The following is a 26,572-nucleotide window of genomic DNA, read 5'->3' as shown; positions in this document are numbered from 1 at the left end:
CGTTGCAACGGTTTCGAGGCTAACGCAACAGCACTCACTCGGTTCGTTGCAACGGATTGGAGGTGAACGCTATGGTGGAGGCACAACGAACCACGAAGGAGAACCGCGATGCCGGGAGGCAGGCTCACCCAGCCCGAACGCCAGCAGATCGCGCTGGGACTGGCCGACGGCCTGGCCTACGCGGAGATCGCCAGACGCCTGGATCGTCCCACCTCGACGATCACGCGCGAGGTGATGCGCAACGGCGGCCCCACCGCCTACCGCGCCGACCTGGCCCACCGCGCCACCGAGCGCCGCGCCCAACGCCGCAGGCGGACGGCGCCCCGGGAGCCGCAGGCGTCGGCGCAGCCCTACGGACGCGACGCCGAGGCCGTGCGCGAGTACGAGGAGCTGTTCACCACCGTCATGATGGCGTCGGGCATGCCCAAGATGATGGCCCGGGTGATGTCCTGCCTCACGCTCACCGACTCCGGCAGGCTGACCGCGTCCGAACTCGTTCAGCGCCTCCAGGTCAGCCCGGCGTCCATCTCCAAGGCGATCTCGTTCCTGGAGACCCAGGGCATGGTCCGGCGGGAACGCGACGAACGCCGCCGCGAGCGCTACGTCGTCGACGACGACATCTGGTACCAGTCGATGATGGCCAGCGCCCGGTCCACCGCCCAGCTCGTCGACACCGCCCGGCAGGGCGTCGGCGTCCTCGGCCCCGGCACCCCGGCGGCCATCCGCATGGAGAACATCGCCCGCTTCCTCGACTTCGTCTCCGAGAGCATCGCCCGCGCCGCCGAGCAGGCCCGGGAGGTCCTCCACACCAAACCCGAAACCCCCTCGGAGTCGAAGCCGGCCGCGAGCGGAAGCGGGCCGGGGTGAAGTCAGCCTCCGTGCGCGGTGAGGCGGTAACCCTCAGGGCCGGTGAAGGTGAACGTGGGGCCGAACGGGCTGTCCTGGAGCGGAGTGACGGCGACGCCGGCGGCCACGAGCCGCTCGCGCAGCTCTGCGGCGTTCGTGGTCCGCAGCCACAGCGCCACCCCCAGCCCGGGGCGCGCGTCGCCGTCCAGATCGACGCCCGGGAGTGGCTCGCGGACCGCGAACGGGATGGGGCTGGTGGCGAAGACCACCGCGTGGGGCGGTGAAGCGGGCGCACGGCGCATGCCGAGGCGTTCCTCGAAGAAGGCCGCTGCGGCCTGGATGTCCTTCACCTGCAGGGCGACGAAGTCAGGGCCGTCGACAGTGGCGGGCATGGTTCCTCCCAGAAGATTGATGTCAATACTTTGACATCAGGGACTGTAGGCACCGCTCCTCAGGCATGTCAAAATGCTGACATGAAAGACCGTGCGCCAGTCCCCCTGCCCCACCCCGCCCAGGACATCACCGAGCACGTGGGATACCGCCTCAAGCGCGCCTCGGCCGCCCTGCGCGGTGCCATGGACAAGGCGCTGCGCGAGCACGACCTCACCGTCCCGCAGTACTCCTGCCTCGAACTCCTCGACCAGAAGCCGGGCCTGTCCAACGCCGACCTGGCCCGCGGCACCTTCGTCAGCCGGCAGTCCGCGAACGTCGTCCTGCGCGGCCTGAAAGAAGCCGGCCTCATCACCCGGCCCACCACCACCGACCACGGCCGGGCCCTGCCCGTCCACCTCACCCCCGCCGGACAGGAGCGCCTGCACGCTGCCCGTACCGCCGTCTACGCCATCGAAGAACGCATGGTCGACGCCATCCCCGGGAAGCGCCTCACGGCACTCCTCGCGGACCTCGACACCATGACCGAGGCGCTCGGCGAGTGAGGCCGAGCGGCCGACGGCTCGTCGAAAGCGCTGAACGACGTGATGGTGGGCCTCCTCCCCGCGAGGACCGGATGTCGCTCGACAGTTCGATGTGACGCTGGTTGACTGTGTGAACTTCTGGGGCTTCTGGGGAGGGGAACCACAGAGATGCGCAGTGGAGTGAAGGTCGCGATCGTCGGGGGAGTCTTCGTCGTCGTGGCGGGCGGAGTCCTCTACGGGGGATACAACCTGGCCACCGGGATCAACGGCGCCACGGGCGTCGGCGCCCGGTCCGGGTCCGACGGGAAGCGGACCGGGCCCGTGACGCAGGACGAGGTCGAGAACACCGCCAAGGAGTTCCTGGCCGCGTGGGCGGCGGGTGAGTCCGACCGGGCCGCCCAGCTGACCAACAACCCCGTGGAGGCCGGGCCCGCCGTCCTGAACCACAAGGAAGGCGCGAAGGTCTCCGAGGCCGTCATCACCCCGGGCAAGGCCATCGGCGCGAAGGTGCCGTTCACGGTGAAGGCCACCGTCACGTACGAGGGGCAGTCGAAGCCCTGGACGTACGCCTCGGAGCTGACCGTGGTGCGCGGGCTCACCACCGGGCGGCCGCTCGTCGAGTGGACGCCGGCCGTCATCCACCCGAGCCTGACCAAGAACGGGACCCTGCGCACCGGCGCGGCGAAGACCGGCAGCGTCAAGGCCGTCGACCGCAACGGCGTCGAGCTGACGAAGGAGAAGTACCCCTCGCTCGGGCCGATCCTGGACCAGCTGCGCGCGAAGTACGGGGAGAAGGCGGGCGGGGAGCCCGGCATCGAGACCGTGATCGAGTCCGGTGGCGAGGGCGTCCCGGACACCACCCTCGTCACGCTCGCCGAGGGCAGACCGGGGCGCCTGCAGACGACCATCGACGCCGAGGTACAGGCCGCGGCCGAGCGGGCGGTCACGAAGTACGGGCAGGCCTCGGTCGTCGCGATCAAGCCGTCCACGGGCGAGATACGGGCGGTCGCGAACAACCCCTCGGCGGGCTTCAACACGGCGTTCGAGGGCAAGCAGGCCCCCGGCTCGACCCTGAAGATCGTCACGGCGGCGCTGCTCCTGGAGAAGGGCCTGGTCAAGGCCGACCAGGCCACGGAGTGCCCGAAGTCCGCCATGTACTACGGGCGTTCCTTCCAGAACCTCGCCGGCTTCGAGCTGGGGAACGTCCCCTTCTCGCGGAGCTTCGCCAAGTCCTGCAACACCGCCTTCATCAAGAAGATCGACGAGGTGGGCGACGACTCCGCACTCGGCAAGGAGGCCCGGGACGTCTTCGGGATCGGCCTCGACTGGAAGACGGGCATCCAGTCCTTCGACGGCAGCATCCCCGAGGAGACGGGCGGCGAGGCGGCGGCGCAGTACATCGGGCAGGGCACGGTGCAGATGAACGTGCTCAACATCGCCTCGATCACCGCCACCGCGAAGGACGGAACGTTCAAGCAGCCGTTCCTCGTGTCCAAGGAGCTGGACGGCCGCACCTTCGCCGAGGCCTCGCGCTCCCTGCCGGGCTCGGTGGCGCGCCAGCTGCGCGCCATGATGCGGGCCACGGCGACCGGCAGCGGCACGGGCGCGGAGGCGATGGCGCGGGTCGGCGGGGACAAGGGCGCGAAGACGGGTTCGGCGGAGGTCGGCGGCCAGACCACCTCCAACAGCTGGTTCGCCGGCTACTCCGACGACCTCGCGGCCGCCGCCGTCGTGCAGGAGGGCGGGCACGGCGGGGACGCGGCGGGACCGATCGTGGCGAGCGTGCTCAAGGCGGGCTGAATACGGGTCGCGTGCCCCGTACACGTACCGCTAGCGTGCGGGGCATGACCGAATCCGTCGCGCACCCCCTCTTCGCCGCCGCCCTGCGTGAGTCGGGCCTGGATGTCGAGATCCGCCGTTTCCCGGACGAGACGCGCACCGCCGCCCAGGCCGCCGAGGCCATCGGCTGCGAGGTCTCCGAGATCGTCAAGTCGCTGATCTTCGCGGCGGACGGGGTCCCGGTCCTGGTCCTGATGGACGGCTCCTCGCGGGTCGACGTCGAGCGGGTACGGGAAGAGCTGGGCGCCGAGGCCGTGACACGGGCCGACGCCCGGCTCGTACGGGAGACGACGGGGTACGCGATCGGCGGCGTCCCGCCGTTCGGCCACCGCGTCAGGACCCGGGTCCTGGCGGACCGGGGGCTGCTCGACCACGACGTGGTGTGGGCGGCCGCCGGCACCCCGCACACCGTGTTCGCCCTGGACCCGAAGTCGCTGATCGCCCACGCGGGCGGCGCGCTGGTGGACGTACGCGAGCGGACGCGGTGACGCCGCTGGTGGCGGCGGCGGTGCTGCTCGCCGCCGTGACGCACGCCAGTTGGAACGCGATCGCGCACACCGTCCGCGACCAGCTGCTGTCCTTCACGCTGATCTCGGGCGGCGGGGCCCTGATCGGCGCGGCGCTCGCCTTCTTCGTACCGCTGCCGGCGGCCGGGGCGTGGCCGTACCTGATCGCCTCGGCGGTGCTGCACATCGGCTACTACGCCCTGCTCATGCGGTCGTTCACGCTCGGGGACTTCGGCCAGATGTACCCGATCGCCCGGGGTACGGCCCCGCTGGTGGTGACGCTCCTGGCGGCGGTCTTCGTCGACGAGATCCCCGACGGCTGGCAGCTCGCCGGAGTCGCGTTCGCCTGCGCGGGCCTGACGGGCCTGGCCCTGTGGGGAATCCGGGGCTCCGGCCGCCGCCCCGACTGGCCGGCCCTGCTGGCGGCCGGCGCGACGGGGCTGGCCATCGCGGGCTACACCGTCGTCGACGGCGTCGGCGCGCGCGCCTCGGGCACCCCGCTCGGCTACATCGCGTGGCTGATGGTCCTGCAGGGCATGGTCATCCCGGCGTACGCCCTCTGGACCCGCCGCGCCGCCCTGTTCCCCCAACTCCGCCCGCACGCCCCGCGCGGCCTGCTCGGCGCCGCGCTGTCGGTCTCCGCGTACGGCCTGGTGCTCTGGGCGCAGACGAGGGCGCCGCTGGCGCCGATCGCGGCGCTGCGGGAGTCCTCGATCATCGTGGGCGCGGCGATCGGGGCGCTCTTCTTCAAGGAGCGGTTCGGGGGGCCGAGGGTGGCGGCGGCGGGGCTGATGGTGGTGGGCATCGGCCTGATGCTGTACACGAGTTGACGCTCGCTACTCCCCCAGCACTTCGGCGAAGTGGGTGTTCACCGCGAGCAGCCCGCCGTCCACCCGGAGCGTCGTGCCGGTGATCCAGGCCGCGTCCCTGGAGGCGAGGAAGGCGACCGCGGCGGCCACGTCCTCCGGGGTGCCGACCCGGCCCAGCGGATAGACGCGCTCGGCGAGCGCGGCCAGCTGCTCCTCCCGGGACTGCCAGGCGCGGGCTCGGCGACGTACTCGCCGCGCACCACGATGGCACGGGGCACGGACATCCGACTTGCGGTTGCCGCCGCGTCAACTCCTACGGTCGTGTGTGGGCCGGAGAGACCGGCCCGGCGAGGGGAGGCCCGGCCATGGCCTGGTCGATCGCGGAGGTGGCCCGGATGTCCGGGGTGACCTCCCGGACGCTGCGGCACTACGACGAGATCGGTCTGCTGCCGCCCGCGTGGACCGCGAGCAACGGGCACCGCTACTACGAGGAGGCCGATCTGCTGCGGCTGCAGCAGATCCTGCTGATGCGGGAGCTGGACCTGGGGCTGCGCGAGGTCCAGGCGGTCCTGGACAGCCAGGCCGACCGGGTGGCCGTGCTGCGCGAGCACCACGAGCGGCTGCTGAGGGAGCGGGACCGGCTGGACACGCTGGTGCGCACGGTCGGGCGGACCATCGCCGAACTGGAGGAAGACGAGGACGACGACACGATGATGAAGATCAACAGGCCGGAGAACCTGTTCGAGGGCTTCGCGCCCTCCCCCGACGACGACGCGGAGGTGCGCGAGCGGTGGCCGGAGGCGTGGGCGGAGTCCCGCGCGGCCGTCGAGACGATGACCGCGCAGGACCAGGAGCGGTGGCAGCGGGAGGTGACGGCGCAGATGATCCGCTTCGCGGAGTTCATGGCGTCCGGCACCCCGGTCGCCTCGCCCACGGTCCAGGCCGAGGTGGACGCCCACTACCAGGGCGTCTGCCGCTTCTGGACCCCGACGGCGGACGCGTACAAGGGTCTGGCCAGGACCTACGTCGACGACCCGCGCTTCCGCGCGAACTTCGACAGGGTCGCCGACGGGCTGGCCGTCTATCAGCGGGACGCGATGTACGTCTACGCCGACGCCCGGCTGAGCTGAGACGCCGACACGGAGGAACCCGGCCCGCTAGCGGGCCGCCAGCGACGCCCGCACCGCCCGTACCAGAGCCTGGGCGCGGGGGTCGGCCGTGACCGTCTTGCGCATGCCGTTCGTGACGTAGCCGAAGGCGATGCCCGACTCGGGATCCGCGAAGCCGAGTGAGCCGCCGCGGCCCGGGTGGCCGAAGGAGGTGGGGCCGAGGAGGGGGGAGGCCGGGCCGTGGAGCATGTGGCCCAGGCCGAAGCGGGTCCCGACCAGCAGGACGCGGTCGGGGCCCGCGGACTCCTCGGTGCGGGCGAGGGTCAGCGTCGCCGGGGCGAAGAGGCGGGCGCCGCCGTCGACGGGGCCGAGGGTCGAGGCGTAGAAGCGGGCGAGGGCGCGGGCGGTGGAGACGCCGCCGGAGCCGGGGAGTTCGGCGGCCCGGTAGACGGGGTCGTTCTCGTCGGGCTTGGGGTCGATCGCCCCGAAGGCGCGCCGGGTCAGCGAGGCCGGGTCGCGGTAGGCCTCGGTCACCGAGCGCTTGGGGCGCAGCTTCAGGGCCCCGCTGCCGGGCGGCTCGATCTCCTCGACGGGGCCGAGGCGGCCGGCCCGGTGGGCCTCTTCGGGCGGCAGGCCTATCCAGAGGTCGAGGCCGAGCGGGCGGGCGATCTCCTCGGCGACCCAGCGGCCGATGGTGCGGCCGGTGACCCGGTGGACGAGGCCGCTGAGCAGCCAGCTGAAGGTGTGGGCGTGGTAGCCGTGCGCGGTGCCGGGCTCCCAGACGGGCGCCTGGGCGGCGATCGCGCCGGTCGCCGTCGGAAGGTCGACCGCCTCGGCGAGGGTCAGCGGGCGGTCGAGGACCGGTACGCCCGCCCGGTGCGCGAGGAGCTGCCGTACGGTCACGCGGTCCTTGCCCGCCGCCTTGAACTCCGGCCAGTACGTGCCGACGGGGGCGTCCAGGTCGAGCTGCCCGCGCTGGTGCAGCAGCAGCGGTACGGCGGCCGCGACGCCCTTGGTCGCGGAGCGGACCACCTGGGCGGTGTCCAGGGCCCACGGGGCCGTACCGGAGACGTCGCGCGTGCCCGCCCACAGGTCCACGACCTTGGCGCCGTCGCGGTAGACGGCGATCGCCGCGCCCCGCTCCCCCCGCTGCTCGAAGTTGCGCAGGAACGCGTCCCTGACCGGCTCGAATCCCGCCGCCACCGTGCCCCGGACGTCCACGTCCCACTCTCCCTCTCGCTCGTCGGCCTCTCGCTCGTCGGCCTCACCCATGGTGCATCAGCTCAGCACGATCGAGACATCGATGTTGTCGCGGGTGGCGTTGGAGTACGGGCAGACCTCGTGGGCGGCGTCCACGAGCTTCGCGGCCAGGTCCTGGTCGAGCAGCGGCAGCGAGACGCTGAGGGCGACGGCGAGGCCGTACCCCCGCGTCCTGTTCGGCCCGATGCCGACCTTCGCGGCGACGGTGGAGCGGGAGAGGTCGTAGCCGGCCCGGCGGCCGACGAGGACGAGCGCGTTGTGGAAGCAGGCGCTGTAGCCGGCGGCGAAGAGCTGCTCCGGGTTGGTGCCCTGACCGTCCCCGCCGAGCGCGGGCGGCATCGCGAGTCTGAGGTCGATCAGGCCGTCCTGGCTGGTCACGAAGCCCTCGCGGCCGCCGTGGGCGGTGGCCTCGGCCACGTACATGATCTTCGTCGGCCGGCTGTCCGCGCGGTCGCCCATGGTCCGCCCCGATCGTTGCGATGTGCACAAGTGGATTGCGCACAAGGTATCGGACGGGGCCCGCCTCTGGTTACCGAGGGGTAGGGGCCGGCACGAAGCCGAACGGCAGCTCAAGACGGTGCCGGTTCATCAGCTCCTCGTCGGCCAGGATCTCCGCCGTGGGCCCGTCCGCCGCGATCACGCCCTCGCTCAGGATCACCGAGCGCGGGCAGAGCTCCAGGGCGTACGGGAGGTCGTGCGTGACCATGAGGACGGTGACGTCCAGCGAGCGCAGGATGTCCGCGAGCTCGCGGCGCGAGGCCGGGTCGAGGTTGGAGGAGGGCTCGTCCAGGACGAGGATCTCCGGCTCCATCGCGAGCACGGTCGCCACCGCCACCCGGCGCCGCTGCCCGAACGACAGGTGGTGCGGCGCCCGGTCCGCGTACTCCGCCATGCCGACCCGGTCGAGCGCCGTGTGCACCACGGTCTCCAGCTCCGGCCCGCGCAGCCCCGCCGCGGCCGGACCGAACGCCACGTCCTCGCGCACGGTCGGCATGAACAGCTGGTCGTCCGGGTCCTGGAAGACGATCCCGACGCGGCGCCGGATCTCGGCCAGGTTCCGCTTCTCGACCGGCAGCCCGGCGACCGCGACCGTGCCCGCGCCACCGCTGAGGATGCCGTTGAGGTGCAGGACGAGCGTGGTCTTCCCGGCGCCGTTGGGACCGAGCAGCGCGACCCGCTCGCCGCGCTCGACGGCCAGGTCGACACCGAAGAGCGCCTGATGGCCGTCGGGGTACGCGTACGCGAGGCCGCGCACGTCGAGGGAGGGGACGAAGGCAGGGGTCGGAGCGGTCATGGCATCGTCCATCCGAGGAGGCAGATCAGCAGGGCGGTGAGCGGCAGCGCGGCGGCGTAGGTCCACTGGGCGCGGGTCGCGGTCACCTCGTCGATGACCGGCATGGACCCCGCGTACCCCCGGCTGACCATCGCGAGATGGACGCGCTCGCCGCGCTCGTAGGAGCGGATGAAGAGCGCGCCCGCGGACTTGGCGAGCACGCCCCAGTGGCGGACGCCCCTCGCCTCGAAGCCGCGCGAGCGGCGAGCGACGGACATCCGGCGCATCTCGTCGGTGATGACGTCGCCGTACCGGATCATGAAGGAGGCGATCTGGACGAGCAGCGGCGGCAGCTTCAGACGCTGGAGGCCGAGGAGCAGCGCGCGCAGTTCGGTGGTGGCGGCGAGCAGCACGGAGGCGGCGACGCCGAGGGTGCCCTTGGCGAGGACGTTCCAGGCTCCCCACAGACCGGGGACGCTCACGGACACCCCGAGGATCTCGGTCTGCTCGCCCGGGACGACGAACGGCATCAGGAACGCGAAGGCCACGAACGGGATCTCGATCAGCAGCCGCCGCAGCAGGAAGCCGGCCGGGACGCGGGCCCGCGCCGCCACGACACCGAGCAGGACCGCGTAGAGGGCGAAGGCCCAGACCGCCTCGCGGGGCGTGGAGGCCACGACCACCACGAAGGCGAGCACGGCGGCGAGCTTGGTGTGCGGGGGCAGCTCGTGGACCGGCGAGTGACCGTGCCGGTAGAGCTTGTGCGCGTGCCCGGCTCCCATGTCAGACCTGCGCCGCGGTCGCGGCGGCGGCCTTGCGGCGGCGTACGAGCCAGAAGACGCCCGTCCCCGCGGCGAGGGTCGCGCCCACGCCGATCGTGCCGGCCAGGCCGCCCGACAGCCGCACGCCCTCGATGCCCTTGACGCCGTAGTCGGCGAGCGGCGAACCGGCCGCCGCGTGCTCCTCGACCTTCTTGTCGATGCCCTGGTCGGCGGCGACCTTCTCCAGGCCGTCCGGGCTCGCGGAGGCGTAGAAGGAGACGAAGCCGGCCAGGACGAGGGCGGAGACCAGCCCGCCGATCCAGACCTTCCTCGGGGAGCGGGCGACAGGGGCCACGGCGGGTGCGGCGTCGACCAGCTCGCCGTTCACGCGCAGCTTGAGCGGGGTGCTCAGGCCGCGCGCGCCATACACGAGGTCGGGGCGGACGGCGACGACCGCGCCGACGGTCAGCATGGTGATGGCGGCCTCGCCGATGCCGATGAGGGTGTGGACGCCGACCATCGCGGTGAGCACCGTGCCGATCGGTACGTCGGTGGTGCCGCCGATCGCGTAGACGAGGGTGAAGGCGGCGGCCGCCGCCGGTACGGAGACGAGTGCGGCCACGAAGGAGGCCACGGTCACCGAGCGGCGGGTGCGGGGCAGGACGAGGACGAGGCCGCGGAAGAGCGCGTACGCGACGACGACCGTGACCACGCCCATGACGGTGATGTTCACCCCGAGCGCGGTCAGGCCGCCGTCCGCGAAGAGGATCCCCTGCATCAGCAGGACCACGGCGATGCAGAGCACGCCCGTGTACGGCCCGACGAGGATCGCGGCGAGCGCGCCCCCGAGCAGGTGTCCGCTGGTCCCGGCGGCGACCGGGAAGTTCAGCATCTGCACGGCGAAGATGAACGCGGCCACGAGTCCGGCGAGCGGCGCCGCCCGCTCTCCCCCGTGGCCTTCGGCACGGGAGGTACCCCCAAGTTCGCGGTGCGCCCCGCGCAGGGATACGGCGACGGCGCCTGCGGCGACGACACCGGCGGCGGCCGAGAGCGGGGCGTTGATGAATCCGTCGGGTACATGCACGGCACTGATGATAGGCGCTACCTGCAAAGAGCTTGCAAGAGCGCACTCCTCACAGAACCACCCCGCCACGCGCCGGGAAATATGGGACATTAGTGAATAAATAAGACGAGTGTGAGGAGTGGCTCGATGTCCCCCACCACGGACGACCATGAAGTCGAGGATCACGCCAAAGGCCGGATCATCAGCGACGCCCCACTCTCCCGCCCCGTCCCGGTAGCCCTGCGCTACGACCCCGATTCCCCCGCGACCGTGCGCTTCGTCTTCCCCGGCAACATCGAGTGGTCGTTCCCGCGCGCGCTCCTCGAGACCGGCATGCGGGCCCCCGCCCGGCGCGGGGACATCGAGGTCTGGCCCTGCGGCCGGGTGCAGACCGTCGTCGAGTTCCACACCGACGACGGGGTAGCGGTCGTGCAGTTCGACACGACCGCCCTGATGCGCTTCCTCAGGCACACCTACGCCGTCACCGCGTCGACCACGACACGATGACGGCGCAGGGCCGCGTCGACTCCCCGTCCCCACGGGTTCCGGCGCGATCCGGGACGTACCGCTCCGCTCAAGCGGCCGCCCCGGAGTTCAGTGGGCTCAGACCTTCACGAGCTCGCGCTCCGGCTCCGGGTCCCGCGGAACCTCCTGCGACGCCCTGAGACCCTCGCCCTCCACGTCCACGTTGGGCAGCAGCCTGTCCAGCCACTTCGGCAGCCACCACGCCTTGTGCCCGAGCAGCGCGAGCACCGCGGGGACGATCGCCATCCGGACCACGAACGCGTCGAAGAGCACCGCGATGGCGAGACCGAAGCCGATCATCTTCACCATCTGCTCGCTGGAGCCGATGAAGCCCGAGAAGACGGCCATCATGATCACCGCGGCGGCGGTGACCACCCGGGCCCCGTGCCGGAAGCCGGTCACGATCGCCTCGCCGGGCCGCTCGCCGTGGACGTACGCCTCGCGCATCCGGGTGACGAGGAAGACCTCGTAGTCCATCGCGAGACCGAAGACGACACCCACCATGAAGATCGGCATCATCGACATGATCGGGCCGGTCTGCTCGACCCCGAACAGCGAGCCCAGCCAGCCCCACTGGAAGACCGCGACGACCGCGCCGAGGGCCGCGACCACCGAGAGCAGGAAGCCGAGGGCCGCCTTCAGCGGAACCAGGATCGAGCGGAAGACCACCATCAGGAGCAGGAAGGCGAGTCCGACGACCAGCGCCAGATAGGGCAGCAGCGCGTCGTTCATCTTCTGCGAGAAGTCGATGTTCATCGCGGTGGCACCGGTGACCAGGACGTCGTCGCCGGTCGTGTCACGGATGTCGTGGACCAGCTCCTCGGTCTGGACCGAGGACGGCCGGTCCTTCGGGATCACCGTGATCATCGCGGTGTCGCCGGCCTTGTTGGGCGTCGGCGGGGTGACCGCCACGACCCCGTCCAGGCCCTTGATCTTCTCGACGGTGGACTCGGCGGCGGCCTTGTCGCCGTCGACGACGACCATCAGGGGCCCGTTGAACCCGGGGCCGAAGCCGTCCGACAGGAGGTCGTAGGCGCGGCGCTGCGTGGTGGAGGTGGGCTGGGCGCCGTCGTCGGGCAGGCCCATCTCCAGCGAGGCCGCGGGCAGGGCGATCGCGCCGAGGCCGAGAACGCCGACGAGCAGGACCATGACCGGGCGGCGGATGACGAACCGGGCCCAGCGGGTGCCACCGTTGGGCTTGTCGCTCTTCCGCACACCCTTGCGCTGCTTGCGGCCCACGACCTTGGAGCCCGCGAACCCGAGCAGGGCCGGGACGAGGGTGAGCGCGATCAGGACGGCGATCAGGACCGTACCGGCGGCGGCGAAGCCCATCTTCGTCAGCATCGGGATGTTGACGACGGCGAGGCCGACCAGGGCGATGACGACGGTCAGACCGGCGAAGACGACGGCCGACCCTGCCGTGCCGACCGCGCGGCCCGCGGCCTCCTCGCGCTCCCGGCCCTCGGCGAGCTCGGCGCGGTAGCGGGAGACGATGAAGAGCGCGTAGTCGATGCCGACGGCGAGGCCGATCATCATCGCGAGCGTGGAGGTGGTGGAGCCGAGGTCCAGGACGCTCGCGAGCGCGGTGATCGTGGAGACGCCGATGCCGACGCCGACGATCGCGGTCAGCAGCGGGAGCCCGGCGGCGACCAGCGAGCCGAAGGTGATGACCAGGACGATGCCGGCGACGACCACGCCGACGATCTCGCCCGCGCCGGTCGCGGGAACGGCCTGGAGCGCGTCACCGCCGATCTCGACGGTGAGCCCCTTGCCCTGGGCGTCGTGCCCGGTCTTCTCCAGGGCCTCGCGGGTCGCGTCGCTCAGCTCCATGCCGGAGACCTTGTAGCCGACCGAGACGTAGGCGGTCGAGCCGTCCTTCGAGACCGCCTTGGCGGTGTACGGGTCGGTGACCGAGGCGACCTGGTCGGAGCCGGACTTCAGCTCGTCGACGACGTCCTGGACCTTGGCCTTGTTGGCCGGGTCGGTCATCTTCTGGCCCTCGGGGGCCTTGAAGACGACCCGGGCGGTGGCCCCGTCGGCGTTGCCGCCGGGGAAGCGCTTTTCGAGGAGGTCGAAGGCCTTCTGGGCCTCGGTGCCGGGGATCGAGAAGGAGCTGGAGGTCGCGGCGGGCGCGGTGGCGGCGCCGACCCCGGCGAGCGCGAGGAGCGCCACCCAGAGAAGGGCGACGAGCCGTCGGCGCCGGAAGGCGGAGCGACCCAGCTTGTAGAGGAACGTGGCCACGGGGGCGTACTCCCAAATGGTGGTGGGACAGGGCATGGGGAGCCGGCCCGACGGCGTGAGCGGTGCGACGTCAGGTACTGCCGAGCAAAAGGGCGAGCGAAGGGGAGGTCAGACGCCGAGTGAGGGGAGCACGACGGCGTCGACGTAGGCGCTGAGGAAGGCGTGGTCGACCGGCTGATCGTCGATCAGCGGGCGGGCGATGAACGCTCCGATCAGCATGTGCGGTACGAGCTTCAGCGCCGGGTTGCCCGCGCTGACCTCACCCCGTTCCACCGCTCGCCGCAGCACCTCGTCGAGTCCGGTCATCTCGGGTTCGATGAGCAGCTCGCGAAGCGCCTGGAGCAGGTCGGGGTTGTCGTGGACGGCATGGGCCAGACCCCGCATCAGCGCGGAGTCCTTCTCCATCTGGCAGTCGTCGGTCCGCTCCATCAGCGCCTGGAAGTCGCCGCGCAACGAGCCGGTGTCGATCTCGGCGAGACTGACGGGCTTGGTGTGGCGCATCGCCTTGGCGACGAGTTCGGGCTTGCTCCCCCACTGGCGGTAGAGGGTGGCCTTGCTGGAACGGGTGCGGGCGGCGACGGCGTCCATGGTGAGGGCGTCGTAGCCCACCTCGCGCAGGAGGTCGAGCACGGCCTCGTACAGCTCTGCCTCACGTTCTGGGGTGAGCCTGCTCCGGGCCATGACGGGTCTCCAGTCCGAACGAAACGGTTTCGTACAGTACGAAGGTACCCCCGGAGCAAGCGAAACGAAACCGTTTCGTACGTGTCCTGGGCCACACACCGCCGCCTCGCGTACGTGCGTACGAGTTGCCGCACCCCCTCCGCGCGGAAAGCATGAGGAGGTGAGTGACGACGCCTCGTATCTCCGCTACCCGCACGTCCACGACGACCTGCTGTGCTTCGCGGCCGAGGACGACCTCTGGGTCGCGCCCCTCGAACCCGAGGGGCACCGGCCGGGCCGCGCCTGGCGGATCACCGTCGACCGGACCCGTGTCGGCCATCCGCGCTTCTCGGCCGACGGACGCCACATCGCCTACACGAGCTGGCGCAGTCTCGACCCGGAGATCCATCTCGCCCCGGTCGAGGGCGGCCCCTCGCGCCGGCTCACCTACTGGGGCTCGACGGACACCCGGGTCTGCTCGTGGTCCCCGGACGGCGACATCCTCGCCGTCTCCTCCCACGGCCAGCCCTTCTCGTACTTCTCCTGGGCCTACACCGTCCCCACCGACGGCTCCCCCGGCGGCCGCATGCCCTGGGGCCCCGTCTCCGACATCGCCGTCGCGGATCTCGACGGAGAGCGCCGCACCCTCCTGCTCACCGGCAAGCCGCCGCACGAACCGGCGGCCTGGAAGCGGTACCGGGGCGGGGCCATGGGGCGACTCTGGCTGCACGGACAGCAGCTGCTGCCGGACATCGGCGGGCATCTGGACGCGCCGATGTTCGTCGCGGGCCGGGTCGCCTTCCTCTCCGACCACGAGGGCATCGCCAATCTCTACTCCTGCCTGCCCGACGGCACCGATCTGCGCCGCCACACCGACCACGACGCCTTCTACGCCCGGCACGCCTCCAGCGACGGACGGCGGGTGGTCTACCAGTGCGCCGGCGACCTGTGGATCGTCGACGACCTGACCGCCCCCGACTCCGCCCCGCGCAAGCTGGAGGTACGGCTCGGGGGCCCGCGCGCCGGACGGCGCCGCTACCACGTCCCGGCCGCCAACCACGTCGACGCGATCTCGGTCGACGAGACGGGACGGGCGAGCGCGGTCAACGTCCGCGGCAGCCTGTACTGGCTCACCCACCGCGACGGCCCGGCCCGCACCATCACCGACACCCCCGGGGTACGGGTCAGGCTGCCCGAGATGCTGGGCAGCGGCGGCCAGATCGCCTACGTCACCGACGCCGAGGGCGAGGACGCGATCGAGGTCGCGTACCTGCCCCGGGCCAGCGGCGACCGCGAGCCGCGCCGGCTGGCCTCGGGCGAGCTCGGCCGGGTCGAGGAACTGGTCTCCGACCCGGACGGCGAGCGCCTCGCCCTCGCCTCCCACGACGGCCGGCTGCTCCTCATCACCGTGTCCGATGACGCGGCCGCCGCCGGGGGGGCAGAAGACTCCGGCGGCGAAGTGACCGAGCTGATCCGCTCGTTCAACGGGCCGGTGCGCGATCTCGCCTTCTCCCCCGACGGGGACTGGCTGACCTGGTCGCACCCGGGCATCGGCCGCTCCCTGCGGCAGATCAAGATGGCCCGGATCTCCGGTCCGGGGCCCCGGACGATCGTCGACGTCACCAACGGCCGCTTCGAGGACGAGAATCCGGTCTTCACCCGTGACGGCCGCTATCTCGCCTTCCTCTCCTGGCGGGGCTTCGACCCGGTGTACGACGTGCACACCGGCGACCTCTCCTTCCCGCTGGGCTGCCGCCCCTATCTCGTACCGCTGTCCTCCGCGACGCCGTCGCCGTTCGCGCTGCTGCCGGACGGGCGCCCGGCGGCGGGCGGCCTGGACCCGACCGAGAGCGAGACCGAGGGCGGGGAGGGCACCACGATCGTGGAGGTCGAGGGGCTCGCGGACCGGGTCACGCCCTTCCCGGTCGCCGCGTCCAAGTACTCGGCGCTGCACCCGGTCAGCGGCGGCGGACTGGTCTGGCTGCGCTGGCCGATCTCGGGCGCGCTCGGCGAGACCTTCGCCAACCCGGCCGACACCACCGGCCGGCCGACGCTGGAGCACTTCAACATCGCCAAAGCCCGCAAGAACGAACTCGTCCAGCACCTGGACTGGTTCTCGGTCAGCGGCGACGGGTCACGGCTCGTGGTCGTCGACGAGGGCGATCTGCGGGCGGTGCCGTCCACCGAGATCGGGGACAGCGACTCGACCGTGTACATGGACCTGCGGCGGATCCTGCACGAGGTCGACCCGGAGGCGGAGTGGCGGCAGGCGTACGACGAGGCGGGCCGGATCATCCGCGCCTACTTCTGGGAGCCGGACATGTGCGGGGTCGACTGGACGGCCGTACTGGACCAGTACCGGCCGCTGGTCGAACGGGTCGCGTCCCCCGACGAGTTCGCCGATCTGCTCCGTGAGGTCCTGGGCGAGCTGGGCACCTCGCACGCGTACGTCACGCCCGCGCGGCGCAACGAGGGCCCGCCCCACTACCAGCGTCCGATGGGCCTGCTCGGCGCGAACTTCGTTCCGCGCGACGGCGGTTGGATGGTGAAGCGCATCCTGCCCGGCGACTCGTCCGACTCGAAGGCGCGCTCTCCGCTCGCGGGCACCGGCATCCGCGAGGGCGCGGTCCTCACGCATGTGGACGGCCGCCCGGTGGACCCGGTGACCGGACCGTATCCGCTGCTGTCCTCCTCGGGCGGTACGACGGTCGAGCTGACCTTCCAGCCGGCGGAGGGCGAGGGCCGCTCGCGCCGGGTCGCGATCGTGCCGCTGATCGACGAACGGCCGCTGCGCTACCAGGACTGGGTGGCCAAGCGGCGGGCGGTGGTACGGGAGGTCAGCGGCGGCAAGTGCGGCTACCTCCACATCCCCGACATGGGCGGCTCGGGCTGGGCCCAGTTCAACCGGGACCTGCGGATGGAGGTCTCCCGGCCGGCCCTGATCGTGGACGTGCGCGGCAACGCGGGCGGCCACATCAGCGAGCTGGTCGTCGAGAAGCTCACCCGCAAGATCCTCGGCTGGGACCTGACGCGGAACGCCCAGCCCGTCTCGTACGCCTCGAACGCCCCGCGCGGTCCGGTCGTCGCCCTCGCCGACGAGGCCACGTCCTCGGACGGCGACATGATCACGGCCGCGTTCAAGCTGCTCGGCCTCGGGCCGGTGGTCGGGCAGCGGACATGGGGCGGGGTGGTCGGCATGACGGGCCGGCACCGGCTCGGCGACGGCACGCAGATCACGGTCCCGATGAACGCGGCCTGGTTCCCCGAGTACGGCTGGTCCGTCGAGAACCACGGCGTGGAACCGGACCTGGCGATCCTGCGCACCCCGCTGGACTGGGCCGAGGGCCGCCACGCGCAGCTCGACGACGCGGTCGAGGTGGCGCTCGGTCTGCTCGCGAAGACCCCGGCGGCGACCCCGCCCGGCTACGCCGACGTCCCGGACCGCTCCCGCCCGAAGCTCCCGCCGAGGTCCAGCACATAGGAGGTCCCGGGCTGCCCGTCGAGGACGACGTCCCCGACGGGCACGAACCCCGTCCGCGCGAGTACGGCCCTCGACCCGGCGTTGGCGAGGGCCGCGCGCGCCGTGAGCCGCGTAAGCCCGTACTCCCCCACGGCGAGCCGGCACACCTCCCGCACCCCGGCCGTCGCGACCCCCTTCCCTGCGGCCTTCTCGGCGACCCGGAACCCCAACTCGGCGGCCCCGTCGGCCACATCGACGAGATTGAACCGCCCGAGGATCTCCCCACCGCCCCTGCCGTCCCCGCCGTCCCCGACGTCCCCGACGTCCCCGACGTCCCCGACGAGGACGTGGAAGAGGATCGCCCCGGTCGCCTGCTCGTCGAGCAGCCCCTGATGCCGCGCCGCGAACTCCTCGAAGTACGCGTCCCCGCGGTCGGGCACATGGGCGGCGAAGTACGCCCGGTTCTCCCGCTCGAACGCGAGGAGCGCGGGCGCGTGGTCGGCGCGGAGCAGCTGCAGTCCGGTCATGGCCGCACGGTACGCGAGAAGGCGCACCCGGCGTCCCGGGTGCGCCTTCCGCTGAGGACAGACGTCAGGCGTCGTAGTCCATGTCGAGGCGGTCCTGGGCCTCCTGCTGGGCCCGGCGCTGCTCCTCGTCGGAGGGGCGGCCCTTGGCCCGGGAGGCGCGCTGGGACGCTTCGTCCTTGGCGTTGCCCATACGCTGCCTCGCCTGTTCGGCAGCCTGCTTCGCCTGTTCGGCGGCCTGCTTCGTCTTGCCCTTGAACTGGTCTTGCATGCCCATGAAAGTTCACTCCTAGAAGGGTGTGAGGGGAACGGGGCGGTTCGCCCCTGGGCCTCGACCAGCGTGGCACGGCGGAACATTCCGCGCATTTCGATCAGATACTCTCCGTACGCGCCTGCTCGTCGGCCGCTCCTCCCGCGCCCACAAGCCCCTTGGAGACACTGGCCAGACGCGGCTCGAAACGCTTCATCTCGCGTTGGCCCACCGTGGCGATGACCCCCGGCAGATAGCCGCGCACCGACTGCATCCCGCGCAGCCACCACTGGGCGTACACATGGGCCGAGCGCCGCTCGATGCCCGCCACGATCCGGTCGACGGCCGGGCCCAGCGGGTAGGTGCGGTTCGACGGCCACGGGAGCCGGGACCGCAGCTCCTTCATCACGTCGTCCTGGTCCGCGCCCCGGACCATGTCGGTGTCCGTCCAGGACAGATAGCCGACCCCGACCTTCACCCCCTTGTAGCCGACCTCCGCGCGCAGGCTGTGCGCGAAGGCCTCGACGCCCGACTTGGAGGCGCAGTACGCCGTCATCATCGGCGCCGGGGTGATGGCCGCGAGGGAGGCGATCTGCAGGAAGTAGCCGCGGGACTCCATCAGCACCGGCAGGAACGCGCGGCCCGTCACCGCCCCGCCGATCAGGTTGACCTCGATGACCCGCCGCCAGGCGACCGGGTCGGAGTCCACGAACGGACCGCCCGCCGCGACCCCCGCGTTGGCGACCACGATGTCGACCTTGCCGAAGCGCTCCTTGACCTCGCCGGCCACGCGGGCCATCGCCTCGTGGTCGGTGACGTCCGCGTGCCACCAGTCGGCCTCGGTGTGCAGCCGGCCGGCGACCTGCTTCAGCTCCTCCGGCTCCAGACCGACCAGCGCGATCCTCGCGCCGCGGGCGGAGAGCTTGCGGGCGAGCAGTTCGCCGACACCACGGGCCGCTCCGGTGACGACCGCGACCTGACCTTCCAGACTCACCCTGCTCATGCGTCCTCCCTCAGACGTACGTACGTGGTCACGAGTTCACGGATCTGCGCGGTCACGGCCTCGGGGGCCTCCACGGGCGTCATGTGCCCCATCCCGGAGAGCTCCACCAGGCCCACGCACCGGGGCAGCGCCTGCGCCATCGCCCGCGAGTGGACGGGCGGGGTGAGCCGGTCGGCCGTGCCGACGAGCACGGCCACGGGCAGCTCCAACTCCCGTACACCCGCTTCGAGATCGAGCTCCGCCAGGACGTGCGACCAGGCCACCCGCGAGACGCGCGGGCAGGCGTGCACGATCCTGGCGCAGGTGTCGACCCGCCCGGGCGACGAACCCGGGCCCATCGTCGCGTACTTGAGGATCTTCCTCGACACCGGCGTGACCGGGCCGAGCGGCGCCCTCGTCCCCAGGATCCCCCTGGTCAGGCGGGTGCGCGCGCCGCCGGGCTTCAGCGGTACGACGAGGGACTCGGCCACCAGCCGGGACGGGCCCGTGGAGCAGAGCAGCGCGGCGGCGGCGTGCTCCCGGAACGCGGGGCGCGAGGCGGCCGCCATGAGCGTCATCCCGCCCATGGAGTGCCCGGCCAGGACCGCCTTCTCGCCGGGGGCGAGCGTGGCGGCGAGGACCGCTTCGAGGTCGTCGGCGAGCGCCCGCGTCGAGTGGCCGGCGCGGCCGACGACGGGGGTGCGGCCGTGGCCGCGCTGGTCGTAGGCGATGACCCGGTGGTCCGCCGACAGGTCCCTGATCTGCTCGGCCCAGAAGCCGATCGAGCAGGTCCAGCCGTGGGCGAGGACCACGGCCGGGGCGCCCTCGGGGCCGTACACCTCGACATGGATCCGTGAGCCGTCGGCGGAGACGGCGGTGAGCTCCCGCGGCGTCACTTGACCGTCTCCTTCTTGCGGGAGGCGCGCCGGGACTTCCCGGCCGGAGCGGCGTCGGTGGCGGCGGCGCGCAGCACGTCGTACTCCGCGAGGTCCACCTGCCGGGTCTCGCGCCGGAACTCGGACGTCGTGCCCGGCCAGATCGTGGTGTTGCGTCCGTTGGCGTCCAGGTACCAGCTGTCGCAGCCGCCGACGTTCCACACGGTCCGCTCCATCCGCGACTGGACCTCGCGGTTCCAGGCGCCGACGGCGGAGGGGCGGGCGGCGAGGGCGGCCCGGCCTCCCAGCACGGTCAGCTGGCGCATGTAGTCGGCCATGTAGTTCAGCTGGGACTCGATCATCAGGATCATGGAGGAGTTCCCGAGGCCCGTGTTGGGTCCGATGATCGTCATCCAGTTGGGGAAGCCCGCGGCGGTGGCGCCGCGCAGCGACTCCATGCCGTCCTTCCAGGTCTCGGCGAGGGTCCGGCCCTCGGCCCCGACGACCCGCTCGGCGATCGGCATGTCGGTGACGTGGAAACCCGTACCGAAGATGATCGCGTCGACCTCGGTCTCGGTGCCGTCGGCGGCCACGACGACGTTCCCCCGTATCTCCTTGAGGCCGGAGGCGACGACGTCGACATTGGGCTGGGCGAGCGCCGGGTAGTACGTGCTGGACAGCAGGATGCGCTTGCAGCCGATGCGGTACGACGGGGTCAGCTTGGCGCGCAGCGCCGGGTCCTTGATCGCCCTGGCGATGTTGGCCTTGGCGAGCGACTCGACCAGGCCGAGTTCGCCCGGACGCTTGGTGAACGCGCTGACCTGGAGCTCACGGATGCCCCAGAGCAGCCCGCGGCGCGCGGTCCCGGTGAAGGGGAGCGTGCGGTGGAGCCAGCGCTCGGCGCCGGTGATGGCGCGGTCCATGCGCGGCATGACCCACGGCGGCGTGCGCTGGAAGAGGGTCAGCTTCCCGACCGTGGGCTGGATCGCGGGCACGATCTGGATCGCGGAGGCGCCGGTGCCGATCATGGCGACGCGCTTGCCCGCGAGGTCGTAGTCGTGGTCCCAGCGCGCGGAGTGGAAGACCTTGCCGGGGAAGTCGGCGAGTCCCGGGATGTCGGGGATCTTCGGGTCGGAGAGCGGGCCGGTGGCGGAGACGACGACGTCGGCGGTGAAGGAGCCCTGGCTGGTCTCGATCTCCCAGCGCAGCTCGTCGGTGTCCCAGCGCATCAGCTTCACCTCGTGGTTCAGCCGCAGGTGCGGACGGAGCCCGAAGGTGTCGGTGACGTGCTCCAGGTACGCGCGGATGTGGCGCTGCCCGGAGAAGGTGCGGGGCCAGTCGGCGTTGGGCGCGAAGGAGAAGGAGTAGAGGTGCGAGGGGACGTCACAGGCACAGCCGGGGTAGCTGTTGTCCCGCCAGGTGCCGCCGACGGAGTCGGCCCGCTCCAGTACGACGAAGTCGGTGATCCCTTCGCGGCGCAGCCGGACGGCGGCCCCCAGGCCGCCGAATCCGGATCCGATCACCGCCACCCGTACCTGCTCGTGCTTCGACATGCCGCCTCCCAAGACTCTGCCAGCAATCACTGGCACGATGGGGAGAGTAGAGCAGCCGCATACCGAGCGGTAGGGGTCCGGCAAGGGAAAGTTACCGGCGGTACAACATAGGCTGGCCAGCGTGGCAGAACGATCGGATGACGTGACGGAGCAGGCGGGACGGGCGACGGGGCAGTCGGCAGGCGTACGCGAGTACCGCATGGAGGAGCTGGCCGCGGCGGCCGGCATCACCGTGCGCACCCTGCGCTTCTACCGCGAGCGCGGCCTGATCGCCCCGCCCCGCCGCGAGGGCCGGATCGCCTGGTACGACGACCACCACCTGGCCAAACTCCGCACGATCGCGGCCCTGCTCGAACGCGGCCACACCCTCAACGGCATCGCCGACCTCAACACCGCCTTCGAGAGCGGCAAGGACGTCAGCGAGGTCCTCGGCCTCGGCGAACCTACCGAGGAGGAGCCGGTCAGGCTCACCCCGCAGGAGCTGGCGGACTACTTCGCCGGCGAGGTCACCCCCGAGAACCTCATGGCCGCCCTCGACCTCGGCTATCTGGCCACCGACGGCGACACGATCGTCCACATCAGCCGCCGGCTGCTCGACGTCTCCGCGGCGCTCGTGAAGGAGGGCGTCCCCCTGGCCGCGGTCCTGGAGGCGGGCCGGGCGGTCCGCGCCCACGCGGACGCACTCGCGGGGCTCTTCACCGAGCTGCTGCGCACACACGCCGACGAGAAGGACATCCAGCGCCTGCGCCCGCTCGCCAAGAGCGTGGTGGAGGCGGAGCTGTCGATGGCACTGGACCGGCGGCTGCGCGAGTCGCCCTGACGGCCCGGTCCGCCGCCGGGAATGCATCGCATGACCGGGTGACAGGTTCTTCAAAGGTTCTTCATCACCTCCGTCCTACGGTCGGGCACCGAAGCGACAGAAGGAGCGGAAGAACCGATGAGGACGAACCGGGTACTGCTGGCCGCGGCTGCGTCGGTCGTGATGTTCACGCTTGCCGGCTGCGGCAGCGACGACGGCGGCTCGAAGATCCCGACGGCCGGCGACGGCACGACCTCTTCGAGCAAGGGCGCGGGCTCCGGCTCGGGCTCCGGGGGCGGGGGCGGGAGCGAGCAGGACGAGGTCGCCGCCTATGTGGACGCCCAGCGCAAGTGGGTCGCGTGCATGCGCGAGAACGGGATCGACCTCCCCGACCCCGACGACAAGGGGCAGATCGACATCGGCGAGGACAGGCGCGCGCAGAAGTCCGACCCGAAGTTCGTGCAGGCGCAGGACAAGTGCCGCGGCCTCGTGGTGAGCGTGCCCGCGAGTGTCGAGAAACTCCTCCGGCCCAAGCTCTCCGCCGAGCAGATCAAGGTCCGGCGCGACTACGCCGACTGCATGCAGAAGAACGGCGCCGCCGACTTCCCCGACCCCGGCCCCGAGGGGTACGCGGAGAACGACGTCCAGTGGGACCAGTCGTCGGCCGGCGCCAAGCGGGCCGCCCGCACCTGCGCGCCGATCATCGGTGACCCCGTCGACCAGGGTCCGGGCAAGGGCTGAGCATGAGCGGGACGTTCAGCACGGAAGAGAGAGACCGGGTCGCGGAGGCAGGGGCGGAGGGGACCACCGCGCCGGCGGGTCCGGACCGCCGCCGCCGGCGCACCCTCCTGGTGTCGGCCGCGTTCGTGGTCGTCACGGCCGTCGCCGTGGTCGGCGCCCTGGGCCTCGGGGGCGGCGGGAACGAGACCCCCGGCACCCCGGCCCGGGCGGGCTCGACGGTCCCGGTCGCCAGGGAGACGCTGGTCGAACGGACCAAGGTGGAGGGCCAGTTGGGCTTCGGCGCGGAGATACCGCTGCCGGTCAAGGCCACGGGTACGGTCACCTGGCTGCCCGAGCAGGGCGCGACGGTCGAGCGCGGCGACGAACTGCTGCGCGTGGACGACCGGCCGGTGGTGCTGCTGTACGGCACGCTGCCGATGTACCGCCCGCTGGGGCTGCCGACCGGCGGTTCGGACACCCCGCAGAGCGGTCAGGGCGGCCGGCCGGACGCCCAGCCCTCCGGATCTCCGGCGCCGGGGGGCGCCGGGGCCAAGGACGGGTCGAGCACGGGAACGAGTACGGGAACGAGTACGGGCACGGGCACGGGCACGGGCACAGAGCCCGGTTCCGGTACGAGTACGAGTACGGGTGCGGGTACGGGCTCCACGTCCGGTGGCGGAAGCGGCGGTCAGCAGGCGATGCGCGGCATGGACGTCATGCAGTTCGAGACGAACCTCGCCGCGCTCGGCTACACGGGCTTCACCGTGGACGAGAAGTTCACCACCGGCACGGCCCAGGCGGTCAAGCGCTGGCAGAAGTCCCTCGGCCTGCCCCAGACGGGCACGGTCGGCGTCGGTGACGTCATCTACTCCTCCGGCAGGGTCCGGATCGGCCACGCCGGTGTCCGGCTCGGCTCGCCGGTCGGCGAGAACGCCCTCACCTACACCGGTACGGCACGCAAGGTCATCGTCAACGCCTCCGCCCAGGAGGCGTCCTGGGCGGTGCGCGGTACGGCCGTCACGGTCGAGCTGCCCGACGGCCGGCCGGTGAAGGGCGAGGTGACCGCGGTGGGCAGGACGGTGACCTCGTCCGAGGGGGGAAACGCCGAGGGCGGCCCGGGCGGTGGGCCCCCGACGGTTCCGGTGACGGTCGCCGTCGCCGACCAGAAGGCCCTCGGGCAACTGGAGAGCGGCCCGGTCACCGTCGAGTACGTGGGCCGGGAACGCAAGAACGTCCTGGCCGTCCCGGTGGCCGCCCTGGTGGCGCTCGCGGAGGGCGGCCACGGTCTGGAGACCGCCGACGGCCGGTTCGTCGCGGTGAAGACCGGGCTCTTCGCCGACGGCAAGGTGGAGGTGAGCGGTCCCGCGGTCCGCCAGGGCATGAAGGTGAGGATCCCGGAGTGAGCGGCGGGCCGACGGAGGTCGTGCGCTTCGACGCCGTCTCCAAGACGTATCCGGGCGGAGTCGCCGCGGTACGCGAGGTGAGCCTGAGCATCCGGCGGGGCGAACTCGTCGCGATCGTCGGCCCGTCGGGCTCGGGCAAGTCCAGCATGCTGAACCTGATGGGCAGTCTGGACCGGCCCTCCGCCGGCCGGGTCCTGGTCGACGGCCACGACGTGGCGCGCCTGTCGGACCGCGAGGTCTCCGCGCTGCGGGCCACCCGGATCGGCTTCGTCTTCCAGCAGTTCCACCTCGCGGTCGGCGTCCCCGTCCTGGACTCGGTGGCGGACGGCCTGCTCTACGCGGGCGTGCCGATGCGCCGCCGCCGCGCCAAAGCGGCCGCGGCACTGGCCCGGGTCGGCCTCAGCCACCGCGTCCACCACCTCCCGCACCAGCTCTCCGGCGGCGAGCGGCAACGGGTCGCGGTCGCCCGGGCGGTGGTCGGCGAACCGGCGGTGCTGCTCGCCGACGAACCGACCGGCAACCTGGACTCGGCCTCGGGCTCGGCCGTCCTGACCCTGCTGCGCGAGCTGCACGCGGCCGGCACGACGGTCGTGATCATCACCCACGACCGCGAGATCGCGGCCGCGCTCCCCCGCCGGATCGAGATGCGCGACGGCCAGGTGGTCGCGGACACGGCATCGAGCACGACGATCGGGGCGGCGCGGTGAAGGACGGCACGACACAATCCCCCGGCCCGGACAACCGGTCGCCGCACGAACGGCCGCCCCACGAACCGCCGCCCCACGAACGGTCATCGCACGAACCGCCGCCCCACGAACGGTCATCGCACGAACGGTCGCCGCTGCGGGCCGCCCGGCTGCGGCCCGCCGATGTCGTACGGCTCGGCGGGACGGGACTTCGGACACGCCCCCTGCGGGTCTTCCTCTCCGCGCTCGGGATCGCGATCGGCGTCGCCGCCATGATCGCGGTGGTCGGCATCTCCGGTTCCGGCCAGGCCGAGGTGAACCGCCGGCTCGACGCCCTCGGCACCAACCTGCTGCGGGTCGCCCCCGGAAAGTCCCTCGACGGTGCCGACACCCGGCTCCCCGAGGAGTCCGTCCGCATGATCGACCGCATCCCACCCGTCCAGCAGGTCGCCGCCACCGGCGCGACCGACGCCCACATCTACCGCAACGAGCGCATCGCCCTCGGCCGCACCGGCTCCCTCACCGTCCTCGCCTCCGGCCGCGAGCTGCTCCCGGCCGTCGGCGGCCGGATCCACAAGGGACGCTGGCTGGACGCGGCGACCGAGCGCTACCCCGCGGTCGTCCTCGGCGCCACCGCCGCGCAGCGGCTCGACGTGTACACCCCGGGCACCCGGGTCTGGCTCGGCGGCCGCTGGTTCTCGCTGATCGGCGTCCTCGATCCCGTACCGCTCGCGCCGGAGCTCGACAGCGCCGCGCTGGTCGGCTGGCCGGCGGCCCGGACGTACCTCCGCTTCGACGGTCACCCGTCGACGGTCTACGTCCGTGCCGAGGACAGCCACATCGCGGCCGTACGGTCGGTGCTCCCGGCCACCGCGTACCCCGAGAAGCCCGGCGAGGTGCAGATCTCCCGCCCCTCCGACGCACTCGCCGCCCGCGAGGCCACCGAGTCGACGCTCACCGGCCTCCTGCTGGGCCTCGGCGGCGTGGCGCTCCTGGTCGGCGGCGTCGGGGTCGGCAACACCATGGTCATCTCGGTCCTGGAGCGCCGCCCGGAGATCGGCCTGCGCCGTGCCCTCGGCGCCACCCGGGGGCAGATCAGGACCCAGTTCGTCACGGAGTCGCTGCTCCTCTCGGTGATCGGCGGGCTCGGAGGCACCGTCCTCGGGACGCTGATCACGGCCGCGTACGCCCTGTCCCGGGGCTGGCCGACGGTCGTACCGGTCTGGGCGACGGCCGCGGGCGTCGGCGCCACGCTGCTGATCGGGATGATCGCGGGGCTCTATCCGGCGGTACGCGCGAGCCGCCTGGCGCCCACCGAGGCCCTGGCCGGCACGTGAGCCGACACGAGAACCGCGACCCGGCCCCTGCCGAAATGGCCAACCTGCCCTTCGGGCCTCGTCACGGCATCTGACCGCTTTTCCGCGTGTCGGAATTCCGGAGTCCGCCGGAGCGGAGTGATCCGCATTCTCTCCGGATCACCGTTCGGCTGCTTGTAGGCGCCCCGGAAGGTCACT

General features: G+C 72.1%; 26 protein-coding genes and 1 pseudogene. 13 read left to right on the top strand and 14 right to left on the bottom strand.

Annotated elements, in window-relative coordinates; translation table 11 throughout:
* The first annotated feature begins 108 nt into the window (after positions 1-108).
* Entirely contained in the window at positions 109-867 is a 759-nt protein-coding gene (locus FDM97_RS03930; protein WP_137988872.1) for a GbsR/MarR family transcriptional regulator, read from the top strand.
* Between the two features lie 2 nt (positions 868-869).
* Here the strand turns inward: FDM97_RS03930 and FDM97_RS03925 are convergent, their stop codons facing one another.
* Positions 870-1,238: a VOC family protein gene (locus FDM97_RS03925; RefSeq protein ID WP_137988871.1), complete on the bottom strand. Its 369-nt coding sequence runs from the start codon at positions 1,236-1,238 to the stop codon at positions 870-872.
* Positions 1,239-1,319: 81 nt separating this feature from the next.
* Here FDM97_RS03925 and FDM97_RS03920 point away from each other — a divergent pair, with 81 nt between their 5' ends.
* The 4 genes from FDM97_RS03920 to FDM97_RS03905 all read left to right on the top strand — a co-directional run bounded on the left by FDM97_RS03920 (position 1,320) and on the right by FDM97_RS03905 (position 4,935).
* Positions 1,320-1,781, top strand: coding sequence for a MarR family winged helix-turn-helix transcriptional regulator (locus tag FDM97_RS03920; protein WP_137988870.1), 462 nt, complete (start codon positions 1,320-1,322; stop codon positions 1,779-1,781).
* A gap of 147 nt (positions 1,782-1,928) precedes the next feature.
* Positions 1,929-3,560 carry a penicillin-binding transpeptidase domain-containing protein gene (locus tag FDM97_RS03915; protein ID WP_137988869.1) on the top strand — a complete coding sequence of 544 codons (1,632 nt, stop codon included), beginning with the start codon at positions 1,929-1,931 and terminating at the stop codon, positions 3,558-3,560.
* Positions 3,561-3,604: 44 nt separating this feature from the next.
* The gene (locus FDM97_RS03910; protein ID WP_137988868.1) at positions 3,605-4,087 is read left to right on the top strand and encodes a YbaK/EbsC family protein; all 483 of its coding nucleotides are present in this window, start codon (positions 3,605-3,607) and stop codon (positions 4,085-4,087) included.
* Complete coding sequence (locus FDM97_RS03905; RefSeq protein WP_137988867.1) at positions 4,084-4,935, top strand: DMT family transporter; 852 nt, start codon at positions 4,084-4,086, stop codon at positions 4,933-4,935. The genes FDM97_RS03910 and FDM97_RS03905 overlap by 4 nt, the downstream gene beginning before the upstream one ends.
* A 6-nt stretch (positions 4,936-4,941) precedes the next feature.
* On the opposite strand, the pseudogene FDM97_RS03900 reads toward FDM97_RS03905, so the two are convergent.
* Positions 4,942-5,154: pseudogene (locus FDM97_RS03900) on the bottom strand (SDR family oxidoreductase); the annotation flags it as partial.
* Positions 5,155-5,279: 125 nt separating this feature from the next.
* Here FDM97_RS03900 and FDM97_RS03895 point away from each other — a divergent pair.
* On the top strand, positions 5,280-6,044 hold the full coding sequence (locus FDM97_RS03895; RefSeq protein ID WP_137988866.1) for a MerR family transcriptional regulator: 765 nt from the start codon (positions 5,280-5,282) through the stop codon (positions 6,042-6,044).
* A 27-nt stretch (positions 6,045-6,071) separates the two neighbouring features.
* Here the strand turns inward: FDM97_RS03895 and FDM97_RS03890 are convergent, their stop codons facing one another.
* From FDM97_RS03890 to FDM97_RS03870, 5 genes are all read right to left on the bottom strand, one after another.
* Positions 6,072-7,295 (bottom strand): serine hydrolase domain-containing protein, encoded by a 1,224-nt coding sequence (locus tag FDM97_RS03890; protein WP_137988865.1) that lies wholly within the window; start codon positions 7,293-7,295, stop codon positions 6,072-6,074.
* Between the two features lie 6 nt (positions 7,296-7,301).
* Entirely contained in the window at positions 7,302-7,742 is a 441-nt protein-coding gene (locus FDM97_RS03885) for an organic hydroperoxide resistance protein (protein WP_137988864.1), read from the bottom strand.
* Between the two features lie 70 nt (positions 7,743-7,812).
* On the bottom strand, positions 7,813-8,577 hold the full coding sequence (locus FDM97_RS03880) for an energy-coupling factor ABC transporter ATP-binding protein (RefSeq protein ID WP_137988863.1): 765 nt from the start codon (positions 8,575-8,577) through the stop codon (positions 7,813-7,815).
* The gene (cbiQ, locus tag FDM97_RS03875; protein WP_137988862.1) at positions 8,574-9,338 is read right to left on the bottom strand and encodes a cobalt ECF transporter T component CbiQ; all 765 of its coding nucleotides are present in this window, start codon (positions 9,336-9,338) and stop codon (positions 8,574-8,576) included. Before cbiQ ends, FDM97_RS03880 begins: the two co-directional genes overlap by 4 nt.
* Position 9,339: 1 nt before the next feature.
* A complete protein-coding gene (locus FDM97_RS03870) occupies positions 9,340-10,401 on the bottom strand; it encodes an energy-coupling factor ABC transporter permease (protein ID WP_137988861.1) in 1,062 nt (353 codons plus the stop codon).
* A 126-nt stretch (positions 10,402-10,527) separates the two neighbouring features.
* Here FDM97_RS03870 and FDM97_RS03865 point away from each other — a divergent pair, with 126 nt between their 5' ends.
* The gene (locus FDM97_RS03865) at positions 10,528-10,887 is read left to right on the top strand and encodes an SsgA family sporulation/cell division regulator (protein ID WP_137988860.1); all 360 of its coding nucleotides are present in this window, start codon (positions 10,528-10,530) and stop codon (positions 10,885-10,887) included.
* A 96-nt stretch (positions 10,888-10,983) separates the two neighbouring features.
* Here the strand turns inward: FDM97_RS03865 and FDM97_RS03860 are convergent, their stop codons facing one another.
* Complete coding sequence (locus FDM97_RS03860; protein WP_137988859.1) at positions 10,984-13,146, bottom strand: MMPL family transporter; 2,163 nt, start codon at positions 13,144-13,146, stop codon at positions 10,984-10,986.
* Positions 13,147-13,254: 108 nt separating this feature from the next.
* Complete coding sequence (locus FDM97_RS03855) at positions 13,255-13,827, bottom strand: TetR/AcrR family transcriptional regulator (protein WP_137988858.1); 573 nt, start codon at positions 13,825-13,827, stop codon at positions 13,255-13,257.
* A 160-nt stretch (positions 13,828-13,987) separates the two neighbouring features.
* Here FDM97_RS03855 and FDM97_RS03850 point away from each other — a divergent pair, with 160 nt between their 5' ends.
* Entirely contained in the window at positions 13,988-17,287 is a 3,300-nt protein-coding gene (locus FDM97_RS03850; RefSeq protein WP_137988857.1) for a S41 family peptidase, read from the top strand.
* On the opposite strand, the gene FDM97_RS03845 is transcribed toward FDM97_RS03850, so the two are convergent.
* From FDM97_RS03845 to FDM97_RS03825, 5 genes are all read right to left on the bottom strand, one after another.
* Positions 17,230-17,793: a GNAT family N-acetyltransferase gene (locus tag FDM97_RS03845; protein WP_137988856.1), complete on the bottom strand. Its 564-nt coding sequence runs from the start codon at positions 17,791-17,793 to the stop codon at positions 17,230-17,232. The two genes, FDM97_RS03850 and FDM97_RS03845, sit on opposite strands and share 58 nt — an antisense overlap.
* 64 nt (positions 17,794-17,857) lie before the next feature.
* On the bottom strand, positions 17,858-18,067 hold the full coding sequence (locus tag FDM97_RS03840; protein ID WP_137988855.1) for a hypothetical protein: 210 nt from the start codon (positions 18,065-18,067) through the stop codon (positions 17,858-17,860).
* A gap of 94 nt (positions 18,068-18,161) precedes the next feature.
* The gene (locus FDM97_RS03835) at positions 18,162-19,043 is read right to left on the bottom strand and encodes an SDR family oxidoreductase (protein ID WP_137988854.1); all 882 of its coding nucleotides are present in this window, start codon (positions 19,041-19,043) and stop codon (positions 18,162-18,164) included.
* On the bottom strand, positions 19,040-19,918 hold the full coding sequence (locus FDM97_RS03830) for an alpha/beta fold hydrolase (protein WP_137988853.1): 879 nt from the start codon (positions 19,916-19,918) through the stop codon (positions 19,040-19,042). The genes FDM97_RS03835 and FDM97_RS03830 overlap by 4 nt, the downstream gene beginning before the upstream one ends.
* The gene (locus FDM97_RS03825) at positions 19,915-21,450 is read right to left on the bottom strand and encodes a flavin-containing monooxygenase (RefSeq protein WP_137988852.1); all 1,536 of its coding nucleotides are present in this window, start codon (positions 21,448-21,450) and stop codon (positions 19,915-19,917) included. The genes FDM97_RS03830 and FDM97_RS03825 overlap by 4 nt, the downstream gene beginning before the upstream one ends.
* Positions 21,451-21,649: 199 nt before the next feature.
* Here FDM97_RS03825 and FDM97_RS03820 point away from each other — a divergent pair, with 199 nt between their 5' ends.
* From FDM97_RS03820 to FDM97_RS03800, 5 genes are all read left to right on the top strand, one after another.
* Entirely contained in the window at positions 21,650-22,270 is a 621-nt protein-coding gene (locus FDM97_RS03820) for a MerR family transcriptional regulator (protein WP_137994641.1), read from the top strand.
* A 117-nt stretch (positions 22,271-22,387) separates the two neighbouring features.
* A complete protein-coding gene (locus FDM97_RS03815; protein ID WP_137988851.1) occupies positions 22,388-22,990 on the top strand; it encodes a hypothetical protein in 603 nt (200 codons plus the stop codon).
* Between the two features lie 2 nt (positions 22,991-22,992).
* Positions 22,993-24,372 (top strand): peptidoglycan-binding protein, encoded by a 1,380-nt coding sequence (locus tag FDM97_RS03810; RefSeq protein ID WP_137988850.1) that lies wholly within the window; start codon positions 22,993-22,995, stop codon positions 24,370-24,372.
* Positions 24,369-25,079: an ABC transporter ATP-binding protein gene (locus FDM97_RS03805; protein WP_137988849.1), complete on the top strand. Its 711-nt coding sequence runs from the start codon at positions 24,369-24,371 to the stop codon at positions 25,077-25,079. Before FDM97_RS03810 ends, FDM97_RS03805 begins: the two co-directional genes overlap by 4 nt.
* A gap of 134 nt (positions 25,080-25,213) precedes the next feature.
* The gene (locus FDM97_RS03800; protein WP_137994640.1) at positions 25,214-26,395 is read left to right on the top strand and encodes an ABC transporter permease; all 1,182 of its coding nucleotides are present in this window, start codon (positions 25,214-25,216) and stop codon (positions 26,393-26,395) included.
* Positions 26,396-26,572: the final 177 nt, after the last annotated feature.

It is taken from the genome of Streptomyces vilmorinianum (assembly GCF_005517195.1).
GTDB lineage: Bacteria > Actinomycetota > Actinomycetes > Streptomycetales > Streptomycetaceae > Streptomyces > Streptomyces vilmorinianum.
This window is presented reverse-complemented; position numbering and strand designations above follow the sequence as displayed.